The organism is Amycolatopsis sp. CA-126428, from assembly GCF_002904335.1.
Classification (GTDB): Bacteria; Actinomycetota; Actinomycetes; order Mycobacteriales; family Pseudonocardiaceae; genus Amycolatopsis.
This window is the reverse complement of sequence record NZ_PPHF01000164.1, coordinates 87399-112340: the sequence shown is the minus strand read 5'-3', so window position 1 is coordinate 112340 and position 24942 is coordinate 87399. Positions and strand designations below refer to the sequence as shown.

Below are 24942 nucleotides of genomic sequence, written 5' to 3'. Positions count from 1 at the left end.
TTTCACGTGGCGAAGAGGATGTGCCGCAGGATGCGGGCCAAGTGGTCGATCAGCGCCGGCACCGGCAGCTCGGCAAGGGGCCCGGTGCGGGCGATGTACCGGTTGACCGTCACGCCGATGAGCTGCGCACCGAGCATCGAGACACGGGCGGCGACGTCCTCGCCGTCGAGGACTTCGCGGTAGGCCCGGATGCTGCTCTCCTCCATCGCGCTGTACAGCTTCGTCGCCGCCTGCTGGTCCGAGGCGATGCTGCGCAGCAAGACCACGAGGGGGTCGACCGCGGCGTTGGCCTCCATCCGCTCCACGTAGCCGCGCGCGACGCGCTCGGGCAGCGTCTCCAGGTCGCCGGCGATCACCTCGTCGAGCTCCCGGTGTCCCGGGACGGCGGCGAGGAACAACTGCTCCTTCGACCCGAACTGCCGCAGGACGAGCCCGTGGGTGACGCCGGCGCGGGCGGCGATGTCCCGCACCGTCGCGCGGGCGAAGCCGCGTTCGCCGAAGGAAGCGCGGGCCGCGTCGAGGATGGCCTGGCGGTGGCCTTCCGGGTCGCGCCGATGGGGGCGTCGGGTCATGCCGCCCAATTTACCAAGCGGTCAGCAAGCGGCTTATGCTGCTTGCTGACCAACTGGTCAACAGGACGGAGAGACAGCATGAGCACCATGATGATCATCGGCGGCACCGACGGGCTCGGCCGCTTCATCGCCCAGCGGCACGCGGACCGGGGCGGCACCGTGGTGATCGCCGGGCGCGACGCGGACCGGGCCGAGACCGTCGCCAAGGAGATCGCGCCGACCGCGCTCGGCCTCGGCTTGGACCTCTCCCGGCCGGAGACCATCGCCGCCTCGGCCGCCGGCGTGCCGGCCCTCGACCACCTGGTCGTCACGGCGAGCCACCAGCGCCCGAACACCTTACGGGACTTCGACATCGCCGAGGCGATCACCGCGGTGACGACGAAGCTGGTCGGCTACGCCGAAGCCGTCAGAGTGCTGCGAGAGCGCTTCACGCCGGAAGCGTCGGTCGTCCTCTTCGGCGGCCTGGCCAAGGAACGGCCCTACCCGGGCTCCACCGTCATCACTACTTTCAACGCCGCCGTCACCGGCCTGGTGAAGACGCTCGCCGTCGAGATCGCGCCGCACCGGGTCAACGCCCTGCACCCGGGCCTGGTCGGCGACAGTCCCCGCTGGCGCGACGCCGACCTCGGGACGCTGGCCGAGCGCACCCCGATCGGGCGGCTGATCACCATGGACGAGATCGCCGACGCGACCGGCTTCCTGCTCCGCAACGGCGGGATGAACGGCCACGACCTGGTCGTCGACGGCGGTTTCCTGACCCGGTGACCCCGGACCGGGCGGCGCCGAGGGACTTCCGGGCAAGCAAAGGGACTTCCGGGCAAACTTCTGTCGCCCCTCGTCATCACCCGATGGTGTGGTGTTAACTGGCGCCACAGACAGAGAGCGTTTCCCCCACTCGGCTGCGACGGCACAAAGCAGTACCGGTTCGCCCGCCCCGCCCGGAAAGGCCCGTTCTCGATGCGAGTGTCCGCCCCGCTGTCGTCCGGTCAGCAGCGCCTTTGGACCGTTTCCCAGCTGGACGGGGCGGGACCGGCCTACAACGAGACCATGGCCTTCACCCTGCGGGGACCGCTGGACCGCGAAGCGCTGCAAGGGGCTTTCGACGCCCTCGGCGACCGGCACGAAGCCCTGCGCACCCGGATCGTCGTCGAGGACGGCAAACCGGTGCAGGTCGTCGAACCCGCCGGTCACGGGTTTCCGTGCATGGTCACCGAGGTCGCCGGGCGGCCGGGCGAAGTGGCCGAGCTGCGGCGGGCCGACGCGCTCGAGGCGTTCGAGCTCACGCGGGCGCCGCTGGCGCGGGCGCGGCTGCTGGTCGGGGCCGGGGCGCCGCCCCCCGGTCTCCACGTTACCGGGCAGCACCGACAGTTCCGGGATGACGAGCACGTCCTGCTGATCACCGTCCACCACGTCGTCTTCGACGGCTGGTCCCGGACCCTGCTGCTGCGCGAGCTCGGTGTCCTCTACGCCGCTCGGCTGAGCGGGACCGAGGCGGAGCTGCCGCCCGCGCGGCCCTACCGCGAACACGCCCGGGCGCAGCAGGACTGGCTGGCCGGGGACGGCCCGGCACCGCACGAGGCCTACTGGCGGGAGCGGCTCGACGGCGTGCCACCGGTGCTGGAGCTGCCGGCCGACCGGCCGCGGCCGGCCCGGCAGGACTTCCGCGGCGGGCGGGTGCCCGTCGCACTGGGAGCCGACCTCACCGGGCGGCTGACGACGTTGGCGCGCGAGCACGGCGTCACGCTCTACTCCACCATCCTGACCTGCTGGTACCTGCTGCTGTCCCGGCTTTCCGCGCAATCTGACATCGTTGTCGGCGTCCCCACCGCCAACCGCGGCGCCGCCGGCGAGCACCCCGACACGCTCGGGTTCTTCGTCAACACCCTGGCCGTGCGCGCCGACCTGTCCGGTTCGCGCACCGGGGCTGTCCTGCTCAAAGAGGTCCGGGCGGCCCTGCGGGGCGCGATCGACCACGCCGAGCTGCCGTTCGAACGGGTCGTCGAGCTGGTCAACCCGCCGCGCAGCCCGGCGCACACCCCGCTGTTCCAGACGATGTTCGCCTGGGTGCCGACCCAGCACGACCTCCTCGAGCTGCCGGGCGTGGCCGTCGCACCCCTCGACGTCGAGCACGCCCCCGCGAAGTTCGACCTCGCGCTCGGCCTCGCCGGCGAGGCCGGCGACGGCGGCGACGTTCTTGGCCACCTCGACTACGCCGTCGCTCTCTTCGACCACCCGACCGCCGAGCGGTACGCGCGGTACCTCGTCCGGTTGCTGGATCAGCTGGCCACCCGGCCGGACGCCGACATCGCGAGCTACGAGCTCCTCGACGACACCGAACGCCGCGAGATCCTCACCGCCTGGAGCACCGGCCCACGACCGCGACGACGTCCCGGCGGGCTCGTCGACCGGTTCACCGCCCACGCCGACGCCACCCCGGACGCGCCCGCGCTCGTCTGCGACGGCCGGACCCGCACCTACGGCGAGCTGGACCGCCGCAGCACGAAGCTGGCGAACGCCCTGCGCGCCCGCGGGGCCGGCCGCGGCCGGGTCGTGGGTGTCCTCAGTGGACGGTCGGCGGAGCTGATCACCGCGGTGCTGGCCGTGCTGAAGAGCGGCGCCGCCTACCTCCCGCTCGACCCGGCGCAGCCGGCCGCCCGGCGGGCGGCGATGGTCGAGGACGCGTGCCCGGTGCTGGTCCTCGGGGACGACGTCGGCGACCTCGAGGCCGAGGGCGAGGAGACCCGGCGACCGGTCGCGACCGAGCGCGGCGACACGGCCTACGTGATCTACACGTCGGGGTCGACCGGGCGCCCGAAGGGGGTCGCCGTGACCCACCACAGCGTTCTCGCCCTCTTCGACCAATGGCTGGACCGCTTCGGCGCGACCCCCGGCGAGGCGACGTCGGCGTGGTCGAGCATCGGCTTCGACGCCTCGGTGCACGAACTACTGCTGCCGCTGACCACCGGCGCCGTGCTGCACGTCGTGCCCGAGGACGTCCGGCCCGACCCGGCCGCCCTGATGACGTGGCTGCGGGAACACCAAGTGGTCCAGGCCTTCCTGCCGCCCGCGTACGTCCGCTGGATCGACGAGGATCCAGCGCGCGTTCACGGGCTCGCCCTGCGGCACGTCCTCACCGGCGTCGAGCCACTCCCGGAGGCCGCACTCGCCCGGTTCGCCGCCGCTCTGCCCGGCCTGCGGATCTGCTTCGGCTACGGGCCGACCGAAGCCACGCTGTACGCCACCGCGCACTTCGACCCACAGCCACGAGACCGGCCGGCCCCGATCGGGCGGCCACTGCCCGGCTCGCGGCTGTACCTGCTGGACGAGCGGTTGCGCCCGGTGCCGCCCGGGGTGGCCGGCGAGGTCTTCCTCGCCGGCGACTGCCTGGCCCGCGGCTACCTGCACCGGCCGGGGCTGACCGCCGAGCGGTTCGTGGCGGACCCGTTCGTTCCGGGCGAGCGCATGTACCGCACCGGGGACCTGGCCCGGTGGCTGCCGGGCGGCGAAGCCGAGTACGCCGGCCGCCGCGACGACCAGATCAAGCTGCGGGGCTTCCGCATCGAGCCCGGCGAGGTGACCGCCGCGCTGCTGGCCGTCCCCGGCGTCCGCGAGGCCGCCGTCCTGGTGCACCGCGAAGGCGAGCCCCGGCTCGTCGCCGGTGTCGCGTGCGACGAGCCGCGGACTCCGCACGAGTGGCGGGCCGCGCTGGCGGACCGGCTGCCGGACTACATGATCCCGTCGGTGTTCGCCGAGTTCGACCGGCTGCCGCTGAGCCGCAGCGGCAAGCTCGACCGCGACGCCGTGCTGGCGCGCGCCCGGACGAGCGCACCCGCAGCGGTCAACACCGCGGCTCCGCGCGACCGCGTCGAGCTGGCCCTGCTGCGGATCTGGCGGGACCTGCTGCTGCACCCCGCGATCGGCGTCTCGGACGGCTTCTTCGACGTCGGCGGCACCTCGATCTCGGCGATCAAGCTGGCGCACGCGATCGGCGCGGAGTTCGGCCGTGAGCTGCCGATCCGGGACGTCATCCTGCACCCGACCATCGAGGCGCAGGCCGCGCTGCTGCGCACGGACCACCCGCCGGAGGGCGGCAGCCTGATCGAGTTCCGCCGCGGCGCCGGGCACGCCCGGGTCGTCTGCGTGCACCCGGCGGGTGGCACGGCGTTCTGCTACCTGCCGCTCAGCGCCGCCCTGCCCGAGGACGCCGGCGTCCTCGGCATCCAGTCCCCCGGGCTCAACGCCGGGGAAGCGCCGCTGCCCAGCGTCGAGGCGATGGCCGAGGAGTACCTGCGACTGGTCGGCCCACGGCCGGACGAGACCTTGGTCCTTTGTGGACTTTCCTACGGCGGCTTGGTCGCCTACGAAATGGGCCGCCGGCTCGCGGAGCACCACCCGCGCGTCCATGTCGTCCTGCTCGACACCACCGCCACCGACGACCCCGCCGAGAAGGCGGCGATCGAGCCGGTGCCCGCGGCCGAGTTCCGCGAGAAACTGGTCCGCTTCAACGGGATGTACCCCGGGATCGAGGATGCCCAGATCGAGCGCTACCACCGCACGTACAACCACAACCGGCTGACCGCCCGCGAGCACGATCCGGGCGAGACGGCGGCGCGCGTGGTGTTCGTGCAGGCCGTCGGCGAGGACACCGTCCCCGGCAGCGCCGAGTTCTGGCGCCACCGGGTCCGGGGCGAGTTCGAGGTGGTCCCCGCGGACTGCGGGCACTGGGACATGCTGGAAAGCGACGCACTGCCGCTGGTCGCGAAGCTCATCACCGCCGAGCTGGCGGCTCGATGACGTCGATCGCCCGCCGCGTCCACGACCGGGCCCTGCGGCACCCGGACGCCCTCGCCGTGTCCGACTGCGACCGCCGGCTCAGCTACGCCGAGCTGAACGCGGGCGCCGCTGCCGTCGCGGAAGCGTTGTCCCGCCGGGGAATCCGCCCGGGGGACGCGGTCGCCGTCGGCCTGCCGCGCTCGGCCGAGCTGATCCAGGTCATGCTGGGCGTGCTGCGCCTCGGCGGGCAGGTCGTCCCACTCGACCGGCAGAGCCCGCCCGCGCGCCGGGACGTCATCCTCGCCGACGCGGGCGCGGCCGTGGTCGTCAGCGACGACCTGCCCGGCGTCACACCGGCCGAGCTGCTGGCCGAACCCGCCGAAGCGGGCACGCCCGCCGAACCCGCGCCGGCGTCGTTCCTCTTCGCCACCTCCGGCACGACCGGGCGGCCCAAGGGGGTCGAGGTCCGCGACGCCGGAATCCTGCGCCTGGCCGAACCCGGCTGGCTCGACATCGGCACCCGGTTCGCCTGCCTGGCCAACCCCGCGTTCGACGCGCTCAGCTTCGAGGTCTGGGTGCCGCTGCTGACCGGCGGCACGTGCGTCGTGCTCGACGACGAAACCGTCCGCGACCCACAGGCCTTTGCGGGCGCGCTGGTCCGCGAGCGCATCGACACGATGTTCGTCACCGCCACGCTGTTCAACGCGGTCGCCGAGACCGTGCCGGGCAGCTTCGCCACCGTGCGCCGCGTCGTCATCGGCGGCGAGCAGCTCAACGCCCCGCTGATCCGCCGCTGGTACCGGGCCAACCCGGACGCCCCGACGCGGCTGCAGAACGGCTACGGCCCGACCGAGACGACGACGTTCGCGCTCAGCTACGCCATCCCGCGCGGCTTCGACGGCGACGTCGTGCCGATCGGCCGCCCGCTGCCGGGCACCGGCGCGGTCGCGGTGACGCCGGACGAGCGCGTGGCCGCCGAAGGCGAGGTCGCCGAGCTGTACCTCTCCGGAGCCGGTGTCGCGCTCGGCTACCGCGGCCTGCCCGCGGAGACCGGGCGGCGGTTCGTCCGGCTGCCGTGGTTCGACGAGGGCCGCGCGCGGTTCTACCGCACCGGCGACCTGGTCCGGGTGCTGCCGGGCGGCCGGTACGCCTACGTCGGCCGCACCGACCGGCAGGTGAAGGTCCGCGGGTTCCGGATCGAGCCGGGCGAGCTGGAGCAGCGGCTCCTGGCCCACCCGGAGATCCGGCAGGTCCACGTGGCCGTGCGTCGCGCGGCCACGGCCGAGTTGCTCGCGTTCGTCGTGGCCGGCGAGCTGCCCTATGCCGCTTTCGAAGCGCATCTGGCCGAGACCGTGCCGGCCTACATGCGGCCGCACCACGTGTTCCGCCTCGGCGAGCTGCCGCGGAACGCGAACGGGAAGGTCGACGAAGCCGCGCTGCTGGCGGGCGGGTTTTCGTCCTGGCGGCCGGACACCGGCGGCGACGCGACGGCGTGGGAGCGCGAAGTCCTGGAGGTCGTGTCGGACGTCCTCGGTGTGCCCGGCCTCCGGCCGCTGGACACCTGGCTGCGATCCGGGGGCGACTCGCTCAAGGCCCTGCGGCTGCGGTTCGCGATCCGGGAACGCTGGGGCGCGGACCTGGCGCCGTCGGTCGTGCAACGCGGCACCTTCGCCGATCTCGCCGCGGCGATCTCGGGGGCGGGGCGCGCGGCCTACCCGGAGCCGGGCGCCCCGGCCACCGCGGCCGCCGCCCCCGCCACCAGTGAACAGCAGCGGCTTTGGCTGGTGCAGCACCGAAATCCGGCTTCCACGGCGTACCACGTGCCGCTGGCCTTCCGCGTCACCGGCGAAGCGGACCTCGACGCCCTGCGCCGGGACGTGCGCGGCCTGGTCGAGCGGCACCCCGCACTGCGCACCGCGTTCGAGGCCACCCCCGACGGCCTGCGGCAGGTGACGAAACCGGCGTACGACCCGTGGACCGAGCCCGGCGAGGACTTCTTCACCGCGCCCTTCGAGCTCGCCTCGGGCCGGCTGCTGCGCACGGCCTGGCGTCCCGACGGCACGTTCCTGCTGTGCCTGCACCACATCGCCGTCGACGGCTGGTCGCTCAACATCCTGTTCCGGGAGCTGTCCGGCGCTCCGCCGCGGACCGCGCCCACGCCACTCGACTTCGCCGCCTGGCAGTCCCGCTGGTTCGCCTCCCCCGGCTACCGCGCCCAGCTGACCGAGCGGTCCGACGACGCCGAACCGCTCGGCGAAGCGTCCCTGGCCGGACGGCTGCACACGACCCGCATCGACCGCGAACGCGTCGACGCATGGGCCGCCGAGCTGGGCCTCACGCGGTTCCAGCTCCTGCTGGGCGTGTTCGCCTGGAGCCTCTACGCGGTGACCGGGCGGACCCGGCCGCGGATCGCCGCGCCGGTGGCGAACCGGCCGGTGCGGGCGTTCGAAGACAGCATCGGGATGTTCGCCAACACGGTCCGGCTGCCGGTGACCGTGGACCCGGCCGAAGACCTGGACGGCCAGCTGCGCCGGCTCGGCGAGGCGGCGGGTGCGGCGCTGGACCACCAGGACGTCGCGTTCGCCGACCTCGACCCGGGCTACGCGGCCTTCGACTTCCTGTTCGTCCTGGAGAACACCGATTTCGGGGCGCTGCGGCTGCCCGGCTGCTCGGTCAGTCCACAGTGGATCGAAGCGACCGAGGCCAAGTGCGCGCTCACGCTGTCGGTCGTGGAACGCACCGACGGCTTCGACTGCCTGTGGGAGTACGGGGAAGGCCACTTCACCGAATCCGAGGCGACGGCCCTCGGCGAAGTCTTCGACCGCGCCCTGCACGGCGACGCCCGGACTCCGGAGCGCCGCGACCACGGCCGGGGCGAGCCGGCGGAGCTGACGTGGGAAACCGTGGCGGACGGCTTCGCGCGGCAGGTCGAGCGGACGCCGGACGCCCCGGCGCTGACCGGCGACACGACGGTGACCTACGCCGAACTGGACGCGCACGCGGCCCGGCTCGCCGCCACGCTGCCCGCGGACGCCACCGACATCGCGCTGTACTTCCGGCCGTCGGCCGAGCACGTCGTCGCGCTCCTCGCGCTGGCCCGGCTGAACATCACCGCCGTGCCGCTGGACCCCGCGTACCCGCCGGACCTGCTGCGCGCCATGCTCGACCGCGTCCGGCCGCGCTGCGTCCTGCTCGCCCCCGGGGAAACATTCGAGACCGACGTCGAGCGGCGGTTCGTCACGCTCACCGGCGGGCCGGTACCGGACGTCCCGGCCCGGCACGCCGGGCGGCCGCTCTACACGCTGTTCACCTCGGGCTCGACCGGCGTGCCCAAGGGCGTGCGCGTCCCGGACCGCACCCTGGCCAACCTGCTGCAGTGGCAGGACGCGCCGCCCGCGGCGACGCAGCAGTTCTCGATGCTGTCGTTCGACGTGTCGTTCCAGGAGATCTTCACGACGCTGTGCGGCGGCGGCCGGCTGCACCTGATCCGCCCGGAGTGGCGGCACGACGTGCCGGCGCTGCTGGCGCAGCTGGACACCGCCGGGATCGAACGGATCTTCCTGCCGTACGTGGCTTTGCAGCTGCTCGCCGAGCACGGCGTCCGGCTCGGGCGGTACCCGGCGCGGCTGCGGGACGTCGTCACCGCCGGCGAGCAGCTGGTGTGCACGCCGGCGATCCGCCGCTGGTTCGCCGGACTGCCCGGCGCGCGCCTGCACAACCACTACGGCCCGACCGAAACCCACGTCGTCAGCGCGCTGACCCTCGACGGCGATCCCGCGGACTGGCCCGACTCCCCCGCCATCGGCCGGCCGGTCGCGAACGCGGTCCTGCGGGTCGCCGACGCCGCGGGCACGCCGCTGCCGCCGGGACAGGTCGGCGAGCTCCTCATCGGCGGGCTCGCGGCGAACCGCTGTTACCTCGGCGAAGCGGCGCCGGAGAAGTTCGCCGAGCTGCCGGAGCTGTACTACCGCAGCGGCGACCTCGCGCACTTCGACCGCGCCGGGCTGCTGCACTTCGACGGCCGGGCCGACCGGCAGGTCAAGCTCAGCGGCCACCGCCTCGAACTCGGGCAGGTCGAGGCGGCGCTGCTGCGGCACCCGGACGTCGTCAACGCGGTCGTCGCGGCCGAAGACGACCGGCTGACGGCGTACCTGGAGTGCCGCCGGACGCCTGCCGCCGCGGAGCTGGCCGATTTCCTGGTGCCGTTGCTGCCGCCGCACGCGCGGGTGGACCGCTTCCGCGTCGTCGACGCCCTGCCGCGCACGCCGAGCGGGAAACTGGACCGGGACGCCGCCGTCCGGGTACCGGGGACGGACCTCCACCGGACGACCGGACGGCCGTCGAGCGAGCTGGCGGCGTTGTTCGAGGAGGTGACCGGCACCCCGATCGGTCCCGACGAGACGTTCTTCGCCGCCGGCGCCAGTTCGCTGTCGCTGATGCGGTTCCACCTGCGCTGCGCCGAAGCCGGGTACCGGTTCACCGTGGCGGATCTCTTCGAGCACGTCACCCTCCGGGACCTGACGCGGCACCTCGAGAGCGGCCCGGCGCCGGCGCGGGCCTCGGGCCGGGATGCCGCCGACGAGCCGGTGGCGGTGGTCGGCATGGCGGTGCGGCTGCCGGGCGCGCGGGACCTGGCCGCGTTCTGGGACCTGGTCGTTTCGGGTCGCCGGGGCATCGAGGAGTTCCCGGCGGCCGACGGCCTGGTCGGCGCCCGCAGCCTCCTGGCCGACCCGCTGGCGTTCGACCCGGAGCACTTCGGGATCAGCCACCGCGACGCCGGCCTGATGGACCCGCAGCAGCGGCAGCTGCTGATGGCGTGCGTGGAGGCGTTGGCGCACGCCGGGATCACTTCGGGTGCCGGCGTCGGGCTGATCGCGGGCGGCGGGGAGAGCACCTACTTCCAGCAGATGCTGCGCGAGGCCGACCCGGCGGCGCTGCCCGGCGGCTTCCAGCTGGCCCTGCACCACGAGAAGGACTTCCTCGCCACGAAGGTCGCCTACCACCTCGACCTGCGGGGTCCGGCGCTGACGACCCAGACCGCGTGCTCGAGTTCGCTGGTCGCGGTCCACCAGGCGGCGGCGATGCTGCGCGGCGGCGAAGCCGAGGTGATGCTGGCGGGCGGCGTGCTCGTCGACGTCACCCTGGCCGGGGGGTACCGGTACCGGCCGCAGCACATCTTCTCGGCGGACGGGCACTGCCGCCCGTTCAGCGACGACGCGGACGGCACGGTGGGCGGCAGCGGCGTCGGCGTGGTGGTGCTGAAGCCGCTTTCGGCGGCCCGCCGGGCCGGCGACACGGTGTATGCGGTGCTCACCGGCTCCGCCCTGACCAACGACGGCGCGGTGAAGCAGGGCTACAGCGCCCCGTCCCCGGCCGGGCAGCGCGCGGCGATCCAGGCCGCCCTTCGGCGGGCCGGCCGCTCGGGCGCGGACGTCGGCTACGTGGAGGCGCACGGGACGGGGACCCGCCTCGGCGACCCGATCGAGGTGGCGGCCCTGCGCGAGGCGATGCCCGACGCGGCGGAGTGTGCGCTGTCCTCGGTGAAGAGCCAGCTCGGCCACCTGGGCGCGGCGGCGGGCGTGGTGAGCTTCATCCGCGCGGCCCTGTCGGTGCACCACGGCGTGCTGCCGCCGACGGTCGACTTCCGCGCGCCGAACCCGGCGCTCGACCTGGGGCCGTTCCGGGTGCCGACCCGCGCGGAACCGTGGCCGGCGGGCCCGCGGGTGGCCGGGGTGAGCAGCTTCGGCATCGGCGGAACGAACGCGCACGTGGTGCTGGAGTCGGTCCGCCCGGTGCCGCCCCCGCGCCCGGATCCGGTGCGGTGCTTGGTGCTGTCGGCTCGTAGTGCGGCAGCATTGCGCCTCGACGCGGCCCGGGTGGCGGATTATCTGGCCGCGCACCCGGAGTCCTATGTGGACGTGATCCGGCACCTGCAGACCGGCCGCCCGGAAGAGCGCTGGCGCATGGCGGCGGCCTGCCCGGACGCGGCCGCGGCGGTCGAGTGGCTCCGCACCGCCGAGCCGCAAGAGGTGCCCGAATCACCCGCCCCGGCCGGCGTCGTGAGTGAAAAAGCGGGTTCTAACCCTCCTTACCACTCACGACCGGCCGCGGAAGACCGCCCGGCCGACGCTTGGCTGGCCGGGATCTCCGTCGACTGGGGTCACCACTCGTCCGCCCCCGCGCCGTGGGACTTCCCGCCGCCCGCCTTTGCCGCGCGCGACTTCGGCTTCCCGCGCCGGGCCGCCGTCGGACGGCTGCCCGAAGCCGAGTGGCTGCACCAGCCCACCTGGGTCCGCCTGCGCCGCGCGACCACCGCCACCCCCACCGATCGCGTCCTCGTCATCTGCGGCGAAGGCCCCCTCACCGCCCCAGCCCTCGACGCCGCCTACCCGCGCGTCGTGCGGGTTCACGTCGCCGACCGCTTCGCCCGCCTCGGGCCCGACACCTTCGAAGCCGACCCGGCCGACACGACCCACCTCCGCCAGGTGCTGGCTGCCCTACCGGCCACCGAAATCGACTGGCTGCACACCCTCCCCCTCGGCATCACCGGCCCCGTCGGCGAAAAGTCGCTGGACCGGGCGCGGTGGGCCTGCCTCGACACGCCCGCCGCTCTCCTGCGGGCCGCCCACGACCGTCCACTCAGGACTTGGTGGCTCTCCGCCGGTGCCGTGCCCGCGAACACCGCCGTGACGCGCCCCGAAGCCGGGCTGCTCGCCGGGATCACCGCCGTCGGCCCGCAGGAAAGCGGCCTCCCCGGCCATTGGGTCGACCTCGAACGCCCCGACCTGGATCGGACCGCCGACCTGCTCACCGGCCCTCCCCCGCCGGCGCGGGTCGCCCTCCGCACCGGGTTCTGGTGGACCCAGGACAGTGCACCCGTCGCCACCACCGAGGTCGGGCTCCCCGACGGCACCTACCTCGTCCTCGGCGGCACCGGCGGCATCGGCACCGCGATCGCCGAGGAGCTGCTGACCCGCACCGGCGGCCGCGTCGTCCTGCTCGCGCGCCACCCCTTCCTGCCCGAGGCCCTCAAGCCGTGGGCGGACCGGGTCGACCTGCTCGCCGCCGACCTCGCCACCGTCACCGCCGACGAGATCCCCGCTCCCCTCGCCGGGATCGTGCACGCGGCGGGGACACCGGACGGCGGCCTGATCGCCACTCGCGGCGAGAGCACGCCGAGCGGCAAGCTCGCCGGGGCCCTCCTCGTGGAACGGCTCATCGAACGCGACCGGCCGGCGTTCGCCGTCTCCTGCTCGTCACTGTCCGCGCAGTTCGGCGGCACCGGCCAGCTCGACTACGCCGCGGCCAACGGGTTCCTCGACGCGCTCGCCCACCGCGACGGCCCGACCGCCCGGCTCGCCATCGGCTGGGACGTCTGGCGCGACAGCGGCATGGCCGTCACGGCGCTGGAGACCGACACCCGGCACCAGGCCCACTTGGCCGTCGGCCTGAGCGACGACGAGGGCCGGCGCACCTTCGCCCGCGCACTGGCGGCGGGGCTTCCGCACGTCCTGGTCGCGACGACCGGCCTCGACGCCGCCCGCGCCTTCCACGAACGCGACACCACGCCGGCGGCGAAACCGGCCGCGGCGGACCTGACCGAGGAAGTCCGCGCCCTCCTGGGTGTCGCCGAACTCGATCCGGACATCCCGCTGTACGACCTCGGCGCCGACTCCCTCACCCTGCTGGACGTCGTCGATTCGGTGAAACGCCTGTACGGCGTCGACCTCGACCTCGCCTGGCTCGGCCCGGAGGTCACGATGGCGGCCTTGCTGGCGAAGCTCGCCCAAGCCGCCGACACCGGCGAAGTGGTCGTGCAGGTCTGGCGCGAAGGCAGCGGCGACCAAGCCGTCTGCCTCGTGCACCCCGTCGGCGGGGACGTGCACGCCTACCGCCCGCTCGTCGAGGCCCTCCCGCCCGGCCTCGGCGTCTGTGTGATCGCCGACCCGGCGCTCGGCCGGCCGGAACCGCCCGGCTGGCCGGTCGCGGACCGGGCCCGCCGGTACTACGCGGCGCTGCGCACGCAGTTCCCCGGCCGCACCTGGCAGCTGGCCGGGTGGTCGTTCGGCGCCTGGGTCGCGGCCGGCATGGCCGCCGAAGCCGAGGCGGCCGGGCAGCCGGTGCGGGCGCTGCACCTCATCGACCCGCCGCCGCCCGGCGCGAGCGCCGCCGACTACAGCGACGCGCAGCTGGAGACGGTCTTCGAGCGCGAGCTGGGCGCCTCCGGCGGCACCGCGGGCGAGCACGCGCGGCGGCTGGCCCGGGCGTGCCGGGCCAACCTGCGCAGCATGGCCGGGCACGAGCTGCCCCGGCTGGCCGCGACGCCCAGCCACGTCTGGCTCGCCACCGAACCCGAGCCCGGCCTGCCCGTGGCCGGCCGCGACGGCTGGCGCGCCCTGCTGCCCGAACCGAGCCACTGGCACGCACTGCCCGCCACCCACTACGGCATCGTGCGCGCCCCGCACGTCGCCGGAGTGGCCGCCGCCATCGAACGGTGAGACCCACCGGAGGAAAGGAAACCATGGAGCAGTACGAACTCGAGGCCGTCAAGCGGATCACGACGCGGCCGGCGCGCGGCTACCGGACCCTGGCGGTGCGGGGCCTGACCCCGGTGCTCGGCGCCGAGGTCACCGGCCTCGACCTGACGCGGGAACTGACGGAAGAACAGCTCACCGAGCTGAAGACGGCCTTCCTGGACCACCACGTGCTGGTGTTCCGCGACCAGGACATCTCGGTGGCCGACCACAAGCGCCTGGCCGCGAGCTTCGGCGAGCTGCGCCCGGTGAACCCGCCGCCCGAGCACGGCGACCCGTACATCCTCGAGGTCGCGACCGCGCCGGAGTCGGCCAACGTCTTCGGCAACGGCTGGCACGCCGACGGCACCGCCGACGCCGAGCCGTCACTGGGCTCGATGCTCCACATCACGCGGGTGCCCGAGCCGGGCAGCGGCGGCGACACGCTCTTCGCGAACATGCACCTCGCCTACGACATGCTGTCGCCGAAGCTGAAGGAGCTGCTGGCCGGGCTGACCGCGATCCACGACGGCGCGCACGCCTTCCGCGGCCACAAGATCCCCGACGGGTACGAGCCGCCGGTGAGCGAGCACCCGGTGGTGGTGCGGCACCCCGAGACCGACCGGCCCCTGCTGTTCGTCAACCCGGCCTACACCTCGCGCATCCCGCAGCTGTCGGCCGACGAGAGCCAGGCCGTGCTCGACCTGCTGTTCTCGGTCGTGCCGAACCGGCCGATGCTCGCCTGCCGCGTCCGCTGGGAGCCGAACACGCTGGTGTTCTGGGACAACCGCTGCGTCCAGCACCACGCGACGTACGACTACTACCCGCACACCCGCTTCGGTCACCGCGTCGCGATCAACGGCGGCCCGCTCAAAGGCTGACCCCGTCTTCCCCGAGGAGCTCTGTCCCATGTCGTCCGAACCCGTGGTGGACGTCCGCGATCCGGCCGTCCTCGACGACCCGATGCGCGGCTACGACCGCATCCTCGCCGCGTCGCCGGTCTGCCGCGCCCGGCTGCCGAACGGCGGGGAGGGCTGGCTGGTCACCGGCAGCGCCGAAGTGCGCGCCGTGCTGGCGGATCCGGCCGTGCGCAACGACCCGGCCGGCCTGCCGGGCCAGGGTGCGCAGACGCAGGAGGAGGCGTTCCTCGCGCTGGGCACGCCGCGGGAGCACCTGCCCTACCTGCGGGCGAGCCTGCTGAGCCTCGACGGCGCCGAGCACACGCGGCTGCGGCGCAGCATCAGCCACGCGTTCGGCGCGACGCGGGTCGCCACGCTGCGGCCGCGGGTGCAGCAGATCGTCGACGAGCTGCTCGACGGCCTGGACGGCACGGCGGACCTGCTCGACGAGTACGCCTACCCGCTGGCCATGGCGGTGGTGTGCGAGCTGGTCGGGGTGCCCGAAGCCGACTGGGCGGACTGGTACCGCTGGGGCAAGGTCCTCGTCGACGGCGACCCGGCGCGGATCACGCCGACGCTGGGCGAGATGTTCGCCTACTGCCACGCCCTCGTGGACCGCCGCCGGGCGGACCCGCGGGACGACCTGCTCAGCGAGGTCGTCGCCCAGGACGACCTGACCGACGTCGACGCGGTGGCCCTGGTCGTGTTCCTGGTGCTGGCCGGCCACGAGACGATGGCGAACATGCTGGCCAACGCGGCGCTGGCGCTGATGCGCGACCCGGCGCAGCGGGAGCTGCTGCGCCGCGAGCCCGAGCTGTGGCCCGCGGCGGTGCGCGAGCTGGTCCGCACGGACGGCCCGGTGCAGCTGGCCCGCTTGCGGTACGCGGCCACCGACCTGGAGGTCGGTGGCGTGCGGATCAAGGCGGGGGACGCGGTGCAGGCGGTGCTCGGCGCGGCCAACCGCGACCCGCGGCAGTTCGCCCACCCGGACCGGGCGGACATCCGCCGGCAGGCCGAGCACGGCGGCCGGGAGGGCAGCGTGGGATTCGGCTGGGGGCCGCACTTCTGCCTCGGCGTCGCGCTGGCGAAGCTGGAGGCGGAGGTCGCGCTGCGGAGCTTGTTCGAGCGCTTCCCGGAGGTCGAGCCGGTCGGTGAGGCGGCGTGGGTGCCGCTGCCGCGCGCCCGGCACCGGGTCGCGTTGGCGGTGCGGCTGCGGTGAACGCCCCCGATGTTTCGGTCATCCTGCCGTGCGCCGGGTTCGGGACGCGGTTCGGCGCGCCGTACGCGAAAGAACTGCACTGCCTCGCGCCCGGGACCACCGTGCTGGACCGCAGCCTGGAAGCCGTGGTGGAACTGGTGAAGAGCGGGCTCAGCGTGCGCGTGGTCGTCGTGTTCGGCCCGCACAAGCTGGACACGGTGAAGTACCTGGCGCGCTACGCCGGGACCTTCCAGCTGGTCTTCGTCTACCAGGACGACGTGGGCGAGCCGGGGCTCGACGGCGCGATCCGGTGCGCCCTGCCGCTGACGCGGGGACCGGTGGCGCTCGTCCTGCCCGACATCGTCGTCAGCGGCGTCGACAGCCTGCTCTCCGCGCTGCGGCAGGCGGACGTGACGGGCTGGAGCGTGGTGGCCGCCGAGGAGCGGGATCCCGGCGTGCTGCGGCAGATGGGCGCCCTGGCGGTGACCCGCGACGCCGGTGTCGTGACCGTCGAAGCCGCCGCGGAAAAGCCGGCCGACCCCGCGGGATTCAACGCGCTCTGGGGCATGGTGGCGGTCATCGAGGAGCAGGCCCACCGGCTGCCGGACGTGGCGCGGCGGGACGCGGCCAGCCCGCTGGCCGGGGCACGCGCCCTGATGGTGGCGCGGATCGTCAACTACAACACCACCGAGGGGTGAGCATGCTCGACGACGTGGTGGCGGCGCTGGACACCGTCCTGCCGCGGCTGGCCGCGGTCACCGGCACACCCGGGGTCGCCGTCGCCGTGGCGACGAGCGACGACCTGCGGACGGCCGCGACCGGGTTCGCGGACCTGGCCGTGCGCACGCCGATGACCGCCGGGACGGTCGCGCCGGCGGGCTCGCTCACCAAGCCCGTGACCGGCCTGGCCTTCCTGCAGCTCGTCGAGGCGGGGATGGCCGGGCTGGAAACCCCGGTCGACCAGGTGCTGCCCGCCGGACTGCGCGGTCCCGGCGCGGCCCCCGCCACCACCGCCATGCTGGCCGCCCACCAGGGCGGCTACTCCAGCGACATCGTCACCGCGGTCGCGCCCACGGCGCCGGCCGAGCCGATCCTCGACTACGTCCGGCGGCGGCACGAGACCGGCCGCGCCGTCGAGTACGGCGGGGTGCTGCCGCTGGTGATGGCGCCGGGGTCCTATTCGTACTCCAGCTTCGGCGTCGGCGTGCTCGGCGGCGTGGTGGAGCACCTGGCCGCCGAGCCGTACCGGGCCCGCGTCGAGCGGGACGTGTTCGCCGCGGCCGGGATGCGGGACACGAGCATCGACGACGGCACGGGGAACGCCGGTGGCGCCACCGGTTACGCCGCCTTCGGCGACTGGTGCCTGCCGAGCCCGCCCCTGCGCACCGCGGCCTACCCGGGCGTCGGCATGCACACCAGCGCCGCGGATTTCGCGCGGCTGCTGCAATCCCTGCTGCGCACCGCCCGGGGCGAGCGCGGGCTGGTCGGGCCGGACTCGCTCGCGGCCATGGTGGCTCCGCGGGCCGAGCGCCCGAGCCCGCACGGCGTCCGCTCGTTTTCCGGCCTGACCCTCGAACTCGCCGATCCGGCGCTGGGCGAGGACTGGTGGTGGGGGCACACCGCGGCGTTCCCGTGGGGTTTCTGGTGGGAAGCACGGGTCTGGCCGCACCGCGACCTGGCCGCGGTCGCGGTCGGCAACCGGTGGGACATGGCCAGGTTCCACAACCCCGCGAGCCGCAGCGCGCCCGGGCTGGCCGTGGAGTGGGCGGGCCGCTGGGCGGTGTCCGGCTCGCCGGCGAAGCTCCCCGACATGGACGGGCGGCCCCGGTGGACCGGTCCCCGGCCCACGCCGGAAAGCTCGCACTGGATGGGCGTCCTGGTGGGCGAACGCACCCACGGCCTGCTCGGCGTGCCCGGCCCGCTGCCGGTCACGACGCTGACCGCCGGCGCGCGCTCCCTCGGCGACGGCGACACCGGCGGCTGGGACCCGGCCGCGTTCGGACGCGGCCTGGAACAGGCGCGCGCGGTGGCGCCGGACCCGGCCGCGCTCGGGGCCCTGGGCCGGGAGCTGGGCCCGGCCGCGGCGCTGTGGATGCTGGAGTGCGGGGCGTCGGGCGCCGACGTCACCATGCCGGTCGGCTTCTACGCCGGGGCATCGCGGTGACGCGGGTCCTGCTCTCCACCTACGGCACGCGCGGCGACGTCGAACCGCTGGTCGCCCTCGCGGTCGAGCTCCGGGCGCTCGGCGCGGACGTGCGGATGTGCACCCCGCCGGACGAGGAGTTCACGGACCGGCTGGCCGGTCTCGGGATCGAGTCGGTACCGGTCGGGCCGCCGGTGCGGGCGTTGATGAACGCGACGGCTCCCCCGACCTCGGCGGAACTGACCCGGTACCGGACCGAACTGCTCGAAACGCAGTTCGCCGTTCTCCCCGCGGCGGCCGGCGGCTGCGACGCACTGGTGGCGGCCGGTCTGGCGCAGGTCGCCGCGCGGTCCGTGGCCGAGGCCGCGGGCCTCCGCTACGTCTACGCGACCTATGCGGCGGTCAACCTGCCGTCGCCGCACCACGCGCCGCCGCCGCGGCCCGGCTGGCCGGAGCCGGCCGGCGCGGACCACGCGGAGCTGTGGGAGCTGGACGCCCAGCGGGTGAACGCGCAGTTCCGCGAACCGCTCAACGCGCACCGGGCCGCCCTCGGCCTGCCGCCGGTGGACAACGTGCGCGACCACGTCTACTCCCGTCGGCCGTGGCTGGCGGCGGACCCGGCGCTGGGGCCGTGGCCGGAAACCGCGGGTCTCGAAGTGGTCCAGACCGGTGCGTGGACCCAGGTGGACGACCGTCCGCTGCCGGCCGAGCTGACGGCGTTCCTGGACGCCGGCCCGCCGCCGGTCTACGTCGGCTTCGGCAGCATCGGCGCGGCACCGAACATCGCGCGGTGGTCGGTCGAGGCGAGCCGCGCGCGGGGGCACCGGGTGCTGGTTTCGCGCGGCTGGGCCGACCTGGCCGTGGAGGGCTGCTTCGCCATCGGCGACGTCAACCACCAGCGCCTGTTCGGCAGGCTGGCCGCGGTGGTCCACCACGGCGGCGCGGGCACGACGCAGACGGCCGCCCGGGCCGGCGTCCCGCAGGTGGCGGTCCCCATCCGCGTGGCGGACAACCCGTACTGGGCCGGCCGGGTGGCCGCGAGCGGGGTCGGCGCGGCCCTCGACGGCCCGACGGCGACGTTCGAGGCACTGACCGCGGCGTTCGACACGGCGCTGGCCCCCGAAACCCGGGCGCGGGCGAAGGCGCTGGGCGCCGGGATCCGCACCGACGGCGCCACTACGGCCGCCCGCCTGCTGCTCGACCAGCTCCGGTAAGCGCGGCCGGCGCACGTTGTCGTGAGTGGTAAGGCGGGTTCTAACCCGCCTTACCACTCACGACCAGCCGCGGCAGGCTGCTCAACCGCCACCTTCGCCGGCGGGGGCCGGGGAGAGGTGCCAGACCTCCGCCATGGGCGTCCACCAAGCGCCCCCTTCGCGCTCGGAGAGCGATTCCTGACAGGGGTCGGTCAACTTCCACCAGCGCTGCGTTTCGGGGTCCGCGGCGATGCGCGCCTGATCGGCGTCGTGGTCTTCGCCGACGTATTCGTAGTACCCGAAGAGCAGATCGTCGTGCCGGAAGATGGTGAAGTTGCGGATGTTGGCCTCCCGCAGCATCCGCTCGACGCCGGGCCAGACCTCGGCGTGCAGCCGCAGGTACTCCTCGCGCTTCTCCGGGCGCAGGCGGATCAACATGCCGTAACGCTGGGCCATGGAACTCCTTCGGAAAACGGGGACAGGGGTCAACGTTCCAGGCGGCCGGGGTCGCCGGATCCGGGACGGCGGGCGAGCCAGGCTTCGGTGATGTGGTCGAACATCGCCTTCGCGGCGCCGTCGCCGTCCCCGGCCGCGATCCGTTCGTAGACCCGGCGGTGCCCCTGGTTCGAGGCCACGCACAGGGCGCGCTCGCTCGGGCCCACGTAGCGGGCGGTGTTGACGACCTGGCTCTCCAGCGCGCGCACCACGCCCCGGGCGAGGCGGTTGCCCGAGACCTGCATGATCGTGTCGTGGAACGCGAGGTCCTGTTCGCGGTAGGCGGCGGGGTCGTCGACGAGCTCGTCCATGAGGTCCACCAGCTCCCCCAGCCGGGCGACGACCTCCGGGCCGGCGGTCCGGGCGGCGACCAGCGCCATGTCCGCTTCGAGCAGCCGGCGCGTCACCACCAGGTCGTCGAGGACGGCGGAGGTCTCGTCCTCGGCGATCACCGCGGCCAGGACGAGCTCGTCGAGCATGTTCCACATCGACGCCGGGTTCACCACCGTGCCCGCGCCTTGGCGGACCTGGACCAGACCTTTCGCCTGCAGCAGCTTCACCGCCTCGCGGACCACCGTCCGGCTCACCGCAAAGCTCTCGCACAGCACCGGTTCGGCCGGCAGCGACGTCCCGGGCGGGTGGACCCCGCGCACCACGCGTCCCACGAGTTCGGCGGTGACCGCACTCGCCAGGTTCGCGGGTCGGCGCACCCAGTCGGGGACAGCGGGTGGCCGGTCTGATGCCGTCATCGTTCCTCCGGTCGCACTGCGCCGACCTCCGCCGAACGCACGTGAAGCTTACACAGCCCAGGCGTTGACGTCATACGTCATACGAGTTACGTTTTCCGGCACTGCGCCGGGCCACTCCCCGTCCGGCCACCGTCTGGAGAAGTGAGCAGCGATGAAGCAGCGCACACTATTCTCGGCCGCCCTCGTCGCGGCGTTGGCGTTGACCGCGGGCTGTGGAAGCGCCGCCGGCCCGGCCGCCCCCACCGGCGACGCGAGCGGCAAGCTCGTGGTCTGGGACTGGAAGTCCGGCGACGCGAAAGCCGCGAGTTACGTGGCGAAGGCCAAGGCCGAGTTCGCCAAGCAGCACCCCGGCGTCACCGTCGAGTTCGTGGCCCAGCCCTACGACCAGTACTACACGCTGCTGGGCGCGGCGATCCAGGCCAAGAGCGGGCCGGACGTCATGCTCTTCAACGGCGGCGGCCAGATCCGCGACCGGGTCGGCGACCTCGCGCCGCTGGACTCCTACGTCGCCGACGACCGCTCGCGCCTCAGCGGCTGGGACGCCTTCACCAAGGACGGGAAGGTCTACGCCGAGCCGGTCACCTTGCAGGGACACCCCTTCTACTACGACAAGTCGCTCTACGAAAAGGCGGGGCTGAACCCGCAGGCGCCGCCCCGGACCTGGGACGAGTTCGTCCGCGACTGCGGCACCATCGCCGCGAAGACCGGCGCGAAGTGCCTGGCGCTGGGCAACAAGGAAGGCGCCGGGATCCAGTTCTTCCTGTCGGCCGTGGGTTCGGCGACCCTGACGCCGCAGGAGGCCACCGACTGGATCGCGGGCAAGCGCGACTGGACCTCACCGGACGTCAAGCGGGTCTTCGAGCTCTGGAAGCAGGTCAACGACACCGGGCTGAACACCGACGGCCCGAACTCCACCGCGATGTTCAACGACGCGTTCGCGCTCTTCCAGTCCGGCAAGGCCGCGAACGTCATCGGGCTGATGTCCGACGTCGGGCACTGGAAGGACTTCGCCGAGTTCCTGGGGGCGGACAAGGTCGGCGTGATGACCACGCCGGTGGTCAACCCGGCCGCCACCCCGAGCCTCCCCTACGACGGCGGCATCGGCTACGCGGTCGCGAAGACCACGAAGGATCCCAAGCTGGCCGCGGACCTGGTCCGGTCGCTGAGCTCGACCGACGCCTTGAAGTCCTTCTACGCCGACAGCGGCGCGATCGCCGCGGACACGTCGATCGACGTCTCGGCGGGCGGCCCGGCCGTGGCGACGATCGTCTCGGAGGTCAAGACCGGCAAGCCCGCGCTGCACGTCGCGCTCTCCTCGAAGACGCTCGACCTGATGGGCCGGCTCTCGCAGCAGCTGCTGAGCGGGTCGATCGGCGTCGACGAGGTGCTGCAGCAGCTGGCCGCGTCGGACAAGGGCTGACCACGTGACCGGGTACTCCCCCGCCCCGGTGGACCGGGCCCCGGCCCGGCCCGCCGGGCGGCCCGCGCCGGCCCGGCGCGCCCCGCGCGGAACGCGGCTCGAGCGCTTCGCGCCGCTCGTCCTCGTCGCCCCGGCCGTGCTGATCGTCCTCCTGCTGCGGCTGTGGCCGCTGCTGCTGGGCGTCAACTTCTCCTTCACCGGGGACGGCGCCCGCAACGGCACGGCCGTCGGCTTCGACAACTACGCGACGCTGTTCGACGACCCGCTGTTCCACACCGCCGTGCGCAACGTCGGGCTGCTCGTGCTGCTGCTCCCGGTCGCCGTCGCCATCCCCGGCCTGCTCGCCACCTTCATCCACCTGAAGGTGCCCGGGCACCGGATCTACCGCGGCGTCTACTTCTTCCCGGCCGTGCTGTCCCCGGTGATCGTCGGGGCGATCTTCAACCTGCTGCTGGCCTTCGACGGGCCGGTCAACGCCTTGCTGGGCCTCGTCGGCCTCGGCCCGGTGGACTGGCTCGGAAATCCCAGCGTGGCGATCTTCGCCGTCGTCGGGGTGCACGTCTGGGCGACGTTCGGCATGGCGCTGGTCGTCTTCCTCGCCGGCTTCTCCACTTTGGACTCCTCGTTGCTGGACGCGGCCAAGGTGGACGGTGCGTCGCTGCCGCAGACCATCCGGCACGTGATCGTCCCCGGCCTGTCCCGCACCATCCAGTTCGTCTTCGTCACCACCATGATCGGGATGCTGACCTCGATGTTCGGCCTGCTGTACGTGATGACCAACGGCGGCCCGGCCGGGTCGACCTACCTGCCCGAGTTCTACGTCTGGTTCCAGCAGGGGCACCTGAACCAGCCGGCACTGGCCTCGGCGGCGTCCACGGTGCTGTTCCTGATCATGCTCGTGGTCGGGCTGGCCCAGATCGGCATCCTGCGGCGCGCCGGGAGGGAGGACTGATGCGGGGTTCCCGGCTCACGAAGTGGCTCGCCGCCATCCCCATGGCCGCGCTCGCCCTGGCGACGATCTACCCCCTGGTGTTCACCGCGAACGTCGCGATGAAGGACCGCCGCGAATACACCCTCGACCGGTTCGCGCCCGCCGGCGCCCTCCGCTGGGACAACATCACCCGGGCGTGGACGAGCGTGGGGATGTCCCGGTACTTCCTCAACTCGGTCGTCGTCGTGGCGTGCTCGGTCGCGGTGCTGCTGCTGCTCGGGTCGATGGCGGGCTTCGCGCTCGGCCGCCTGCGCTTCCGCGGGTCGTCCGCGGTCTACCTGGGCATCCTCGCCGCGCTGTTCGTGCCGTTCCAGGTGATCATGGTCCCGCTCGCGCGGCTGATGGCCGGCACCGGGCTCATCGACACCTACCCGGGGCTGGTGCTCGCCTACGTGGCGCAGTTCCTGCCGTTCACGGTCTTCCTGATGACCAGCTTCTACTCGGCCGTGCCGGCGGAGATCGTCGACGCCGCCCGCGTCGACGGGTCGACCGTCTACGGCGTCTACTGGCGGATCATGCTCCCCCTGGGTGCCCCGGCGCTGCTGTCGGTCGGGGTGCTCAACGCGCTGTTCTGCTGGAACGACGTGCTGATCTCGCTGCTGCTGATGCCGTCGGTGGAGCACCGGACCCTCATGGTCGGGGTGACCGCGCTGCGCGGGCAGTATTCGGCCGACATCCCCACGTTCGCCTCGGGCGTGCTGATCGCCGCGGTGCCGGTGCTGCTCGTCTACCTGTTCCTGCAACGCCAGATCGCCGACGGGGTCACCGCCGGGTCCACGAAGGGATGAAATGCGCATCACTGGTTTCCGGGCCCTCACGACCGTGCAGGAGTGGGGCCGCCCGATCGGTGACGCCAACGGCGTCCACGCCGACGGAGTCGTCCGGATGCCGATCGTCGTCGTCGAGACCGACGAAGGCGTCACCGGCGTCGGGCTCGGCTCGCACGTGCTGGCGGAGACCGTCTTCGCCGCGCTCGAGGGCGAGGACCCGCGTGGCGTGACCGCGCTCTACGACCGGATGCTGCGGCGGATGTTCAAGGCCGGGCACGCCGGCGCGGTGTTCGGCACCATCGGCGCCTTCGACACGGCGTTGTGGGACATCAAGGCGCAGCTGGCGGGCGAACCGCTCTGGCGGCTGCTCGGCGGGCGGGACCGCCGTGTGCCCGCCTACGCCTCGGGTCTCGACATCGCCCTGGACGACGACGAGCTGGCCGAGCTGTACCGGACCTACGCCGCCCACGGGCTGCGCGCGGCGAAGCTCAAGGGCGGCCTGGACATCGACCGCGACCGCCGCCGCCTCGGCCTCGTCCGCGACGTCCTCGTCGAGGCCGGCGGCGGTGACCGCCCGGGCCTGATGCTGGACGTCAACGAAAACTGGACGCGCAAGCAGGCGGTGCGGCACATCGGCGAGCTCGAACGGACCCTCGACCTGACCTGGATCGAGGAACCCGTGCGGCGCTGGGACGTGGACGGCCACGCGGCCGTCGGCCGCGGCGTCCGCGCCTCGGTGGCCACCGGGGAGAACCTCACCGGGCTGGAGCAGCACCGGCCGCTGATCACGGCCGGCGCGGTCGACATCGTCCAGACGGCCGCCGGCTGGGGCGTCACCCACTTCCTGCGGGTCGCCGCCCTCGCCCACGCCCACGACCTGCCGGTCAGCCCGATCGGCACGACCCCGGTCGGGCTGGCGCACGCCGCGACCGCGGTGCCCAACCACCTGGTCACCGAGCTGCAGGACCTCCGCCCCCCGCTCGGCGTGTCCCTGGCTCACGAAATCGGCGACGGCGCGTTCATCTTGAGCGACTCCCCGGGCCTGGGCATCCGCCTCGACGAAGCAGCCATCGCGGCCGCCGGCCACCGGCTCCCGGACCCGGCGTCCGACGGGACGCACATCCGCCCGGACCGCGCCGGTCACTACCTGTTCCCGGCGTCCGGCAACGGTGACCGCCCGGCCGTGGAGGCCTGAGCCCGCTCGGCGACGCGGGGCCGCCTTCCGG

The 24942-nt window shown here is 73.8% G+C and carries 15 protein-coding genes; 12 read left to right on the top strand and 3 right to left on the bottom strand.

Annotated elements, in window-relative coordinates; genetic code table 11:
- Positions 1–2 precede the first annotated feature (2 nt).
- On the bottom strand, positions 3–572 hold the full coding sequence (locus C2L58_RS42230; RefSeq protein WP_103343224.1) for a TetR/AcrR family transcriptional regulator: 570 nt from the start codon (positions 570–572) through the stop codon (positions 3–5).
- A gap of 78 nt (positions 573–650) precedes the next feature.
- Between C2L58_RS42230 and C2L58_RS42225 the strand changes: the two genes are divergently transcribed.
- From C2L58_RS42225 to C2L58_RS42190, 8 genes are all read left to right on the top strand, one after another.
- On the top strand, positions 651–1337 hold the full coding sequence (locus C2L58_RS42225; protein ID WP_103343223.1) for an SDR family oxidoreductase: 687 nt from the start codon (positions 651–653) through the stop codon (positions 1335–1337).
- A 192-nt stretch (positions 1338–1529) separates the two neighbouring features.
- A complete protein-coding gene (locus C2L58_RS42220; RefSeq protein WP_233226233.1) occupies positions 1530–5366 on the top strand; it encodes a non-ribosomal peptide synthetase in 3837 nt (1278 codons plus the stop codon).
- Positions 5363–13843 carry a non-ribosomal peptide synthetase gene (locus tag C2L58_RS42215; protein ID WP_103343221.1) on the top strand — a complete coding sequence of 2827 codons (8481 nt, stop codon included), beginning with the start codon at positions 5363–5365 and terminating at the stop codon, positions 13841–13843. The genes C2L58_RS42220 and C2L58_RS42215 overlap by 4 nt, the downstream gene beginning before the upstream one ends.
- A gap of 23 nt (positions 13844–13866) precedes the next feature.
- Positions 13867–14739, top strand: a complete 873-nt coding sequence (locus tag C2L58_RS42210) for a TauD/TfdA dioxygenase family protein (RefSeq protein WP_103343220.1) — start codon at positions 13867–13869, stop codon at positions 14737–14739.
- A gap of 28 nt (positions 14740–14767) precedes the next feature.
- Positions 14768–15976, top strand: a complete 1209-nt coding sequence (locus C2L58_RS42205; RefSeq protein ID WP_103343219.1) for a cytochrome P450 family protein — start codon at positions 14768–14770, stop codon at positions 15974–15976.
- Positions 15973–16653, top strand: a complete 681-nt coding sequence (locus tag C2L58_RS42200) for a hypothetical protein (protein WP_103343218.1) — start codon at positions 15973–15975, stop codon at positions 16651–16653. The genes C2L58_RS42205 and C2L58_RS42200 overlap by 4 nt, the downstream gene beginning before the upstream one ends.
- Before the next feature lie 2 nt (positions 16654–16655).
- Entirely contained in the window at positions 16656–18119 is a 1464-nt protein-coding gene (locus C2L58_RS42195; RefSeq protein WP_199191686.1) for a serine hydrolase domain-containing protein, read from the top strand.
- Positions 18116–19312 (top strand): glycosyltransferase, encoded by a 1197-nt coding sequence (locus tag C2L58_RS42190; RefSeq protein WP_103343216.1) that lies wholly within the window; start codon positions 18116–18118, stop codon positions 19310–19312. The genes C2L58_RS42195 and C2L58_RS42190 overlap by 4 nt, the downstream gene beginning before the upstream one ends.
- An 81-nt stretch (positions 19313–19393) precedes the next feature.
- Here the strand turns inward: C2L58_RS42190 and C2L58_RS42185 are convergent, their stop codons facing one another.
- Together C2L58_RS42185 and C2L58_RS42180 are read right to left on the bottom strand one after the other, a co-directional pair.
- Entirely contained in the window at positions 19394–19747 is a 354-nt protein-coding gene (locus C2L58_RS42185) for an L-rhamnose mutarotase (protein WP_103343215.1), read from the bottom strand.
- 29 nt (positions 19748–19776) lie between these two features.
- Positions 19777–20535: a FadR/GntR family transcriptional regulator gene (locus tag C2L58_RS42180; RefSeq protein ID WP_103343214.1), complete on the bottom strand. Its 759-nt coding sequence runs from the start codon at positions 20533–20535 to the stop codon at positions 19777–19779.
- Between the two features lie 151 nt (positions 20536–20686).
- Between C2L58_RS42180 and C2L58_RS42175 the strand changes: the two genes are divergently transcribed.
- The 4 genes from C2L58_RS42175 to C2L58_RS42160 are packed head-to-tail and all read left to right on the top strand — an operon-like array spanning position 20687 to position 24911.
- A complete protein-coding gene (locus tag C2L58_RS42175; RefSeq protein WP_103343213.1) occupies positions 20687–21955 on the top strand; it encodes an ABC transporter substrate-binding protein in 1269 nt (422 codons plus the stop codon).
- Positions 21956–21959: 4 nt separating this feature from the next.
- Positions 21960–22907, top strand: a complete 948-nt coding sequence (locus C2L58_RS42170; protein WP_233226232.1) for a carbohydrate ABC transporter permease — start codon at positions 21960–21962, stop codon at positions 22905–22907.
- Positions 22907–23734 carry a carbohydrate ABC transporter permease gene (locus tag C2L58_RS42165; RefSeq protein ID WP_103343212.1) on the top strand — a complete coding sequence of 276 codons (828 nt, stop codon included), beginning with the start codon at positions 22907–22909 and terminating at the stop codon, positions 23732–23734. The genes C2L58_RS42170 and C2L58_RS42165 overlap by 1 nt, the downstream gene beginning before the upstream one ends.
- Before the next feature lies 1 nt (position 23735).
- The gene (locus tag C2L58_RS42160) at positions 23736–24911 is read left to right on the top strand and encodes a mandelate racemase/muconate lactonizing enzyme family protein (RefSeq protein WP_103343211.1); all 1176 of its coding nucleotides are present in this window, start codon (positions 23736–23738) and stop codon (positions 24909–24911) included.
- Positions 24912–24942 lie beyond the last annotated feature (31 nt).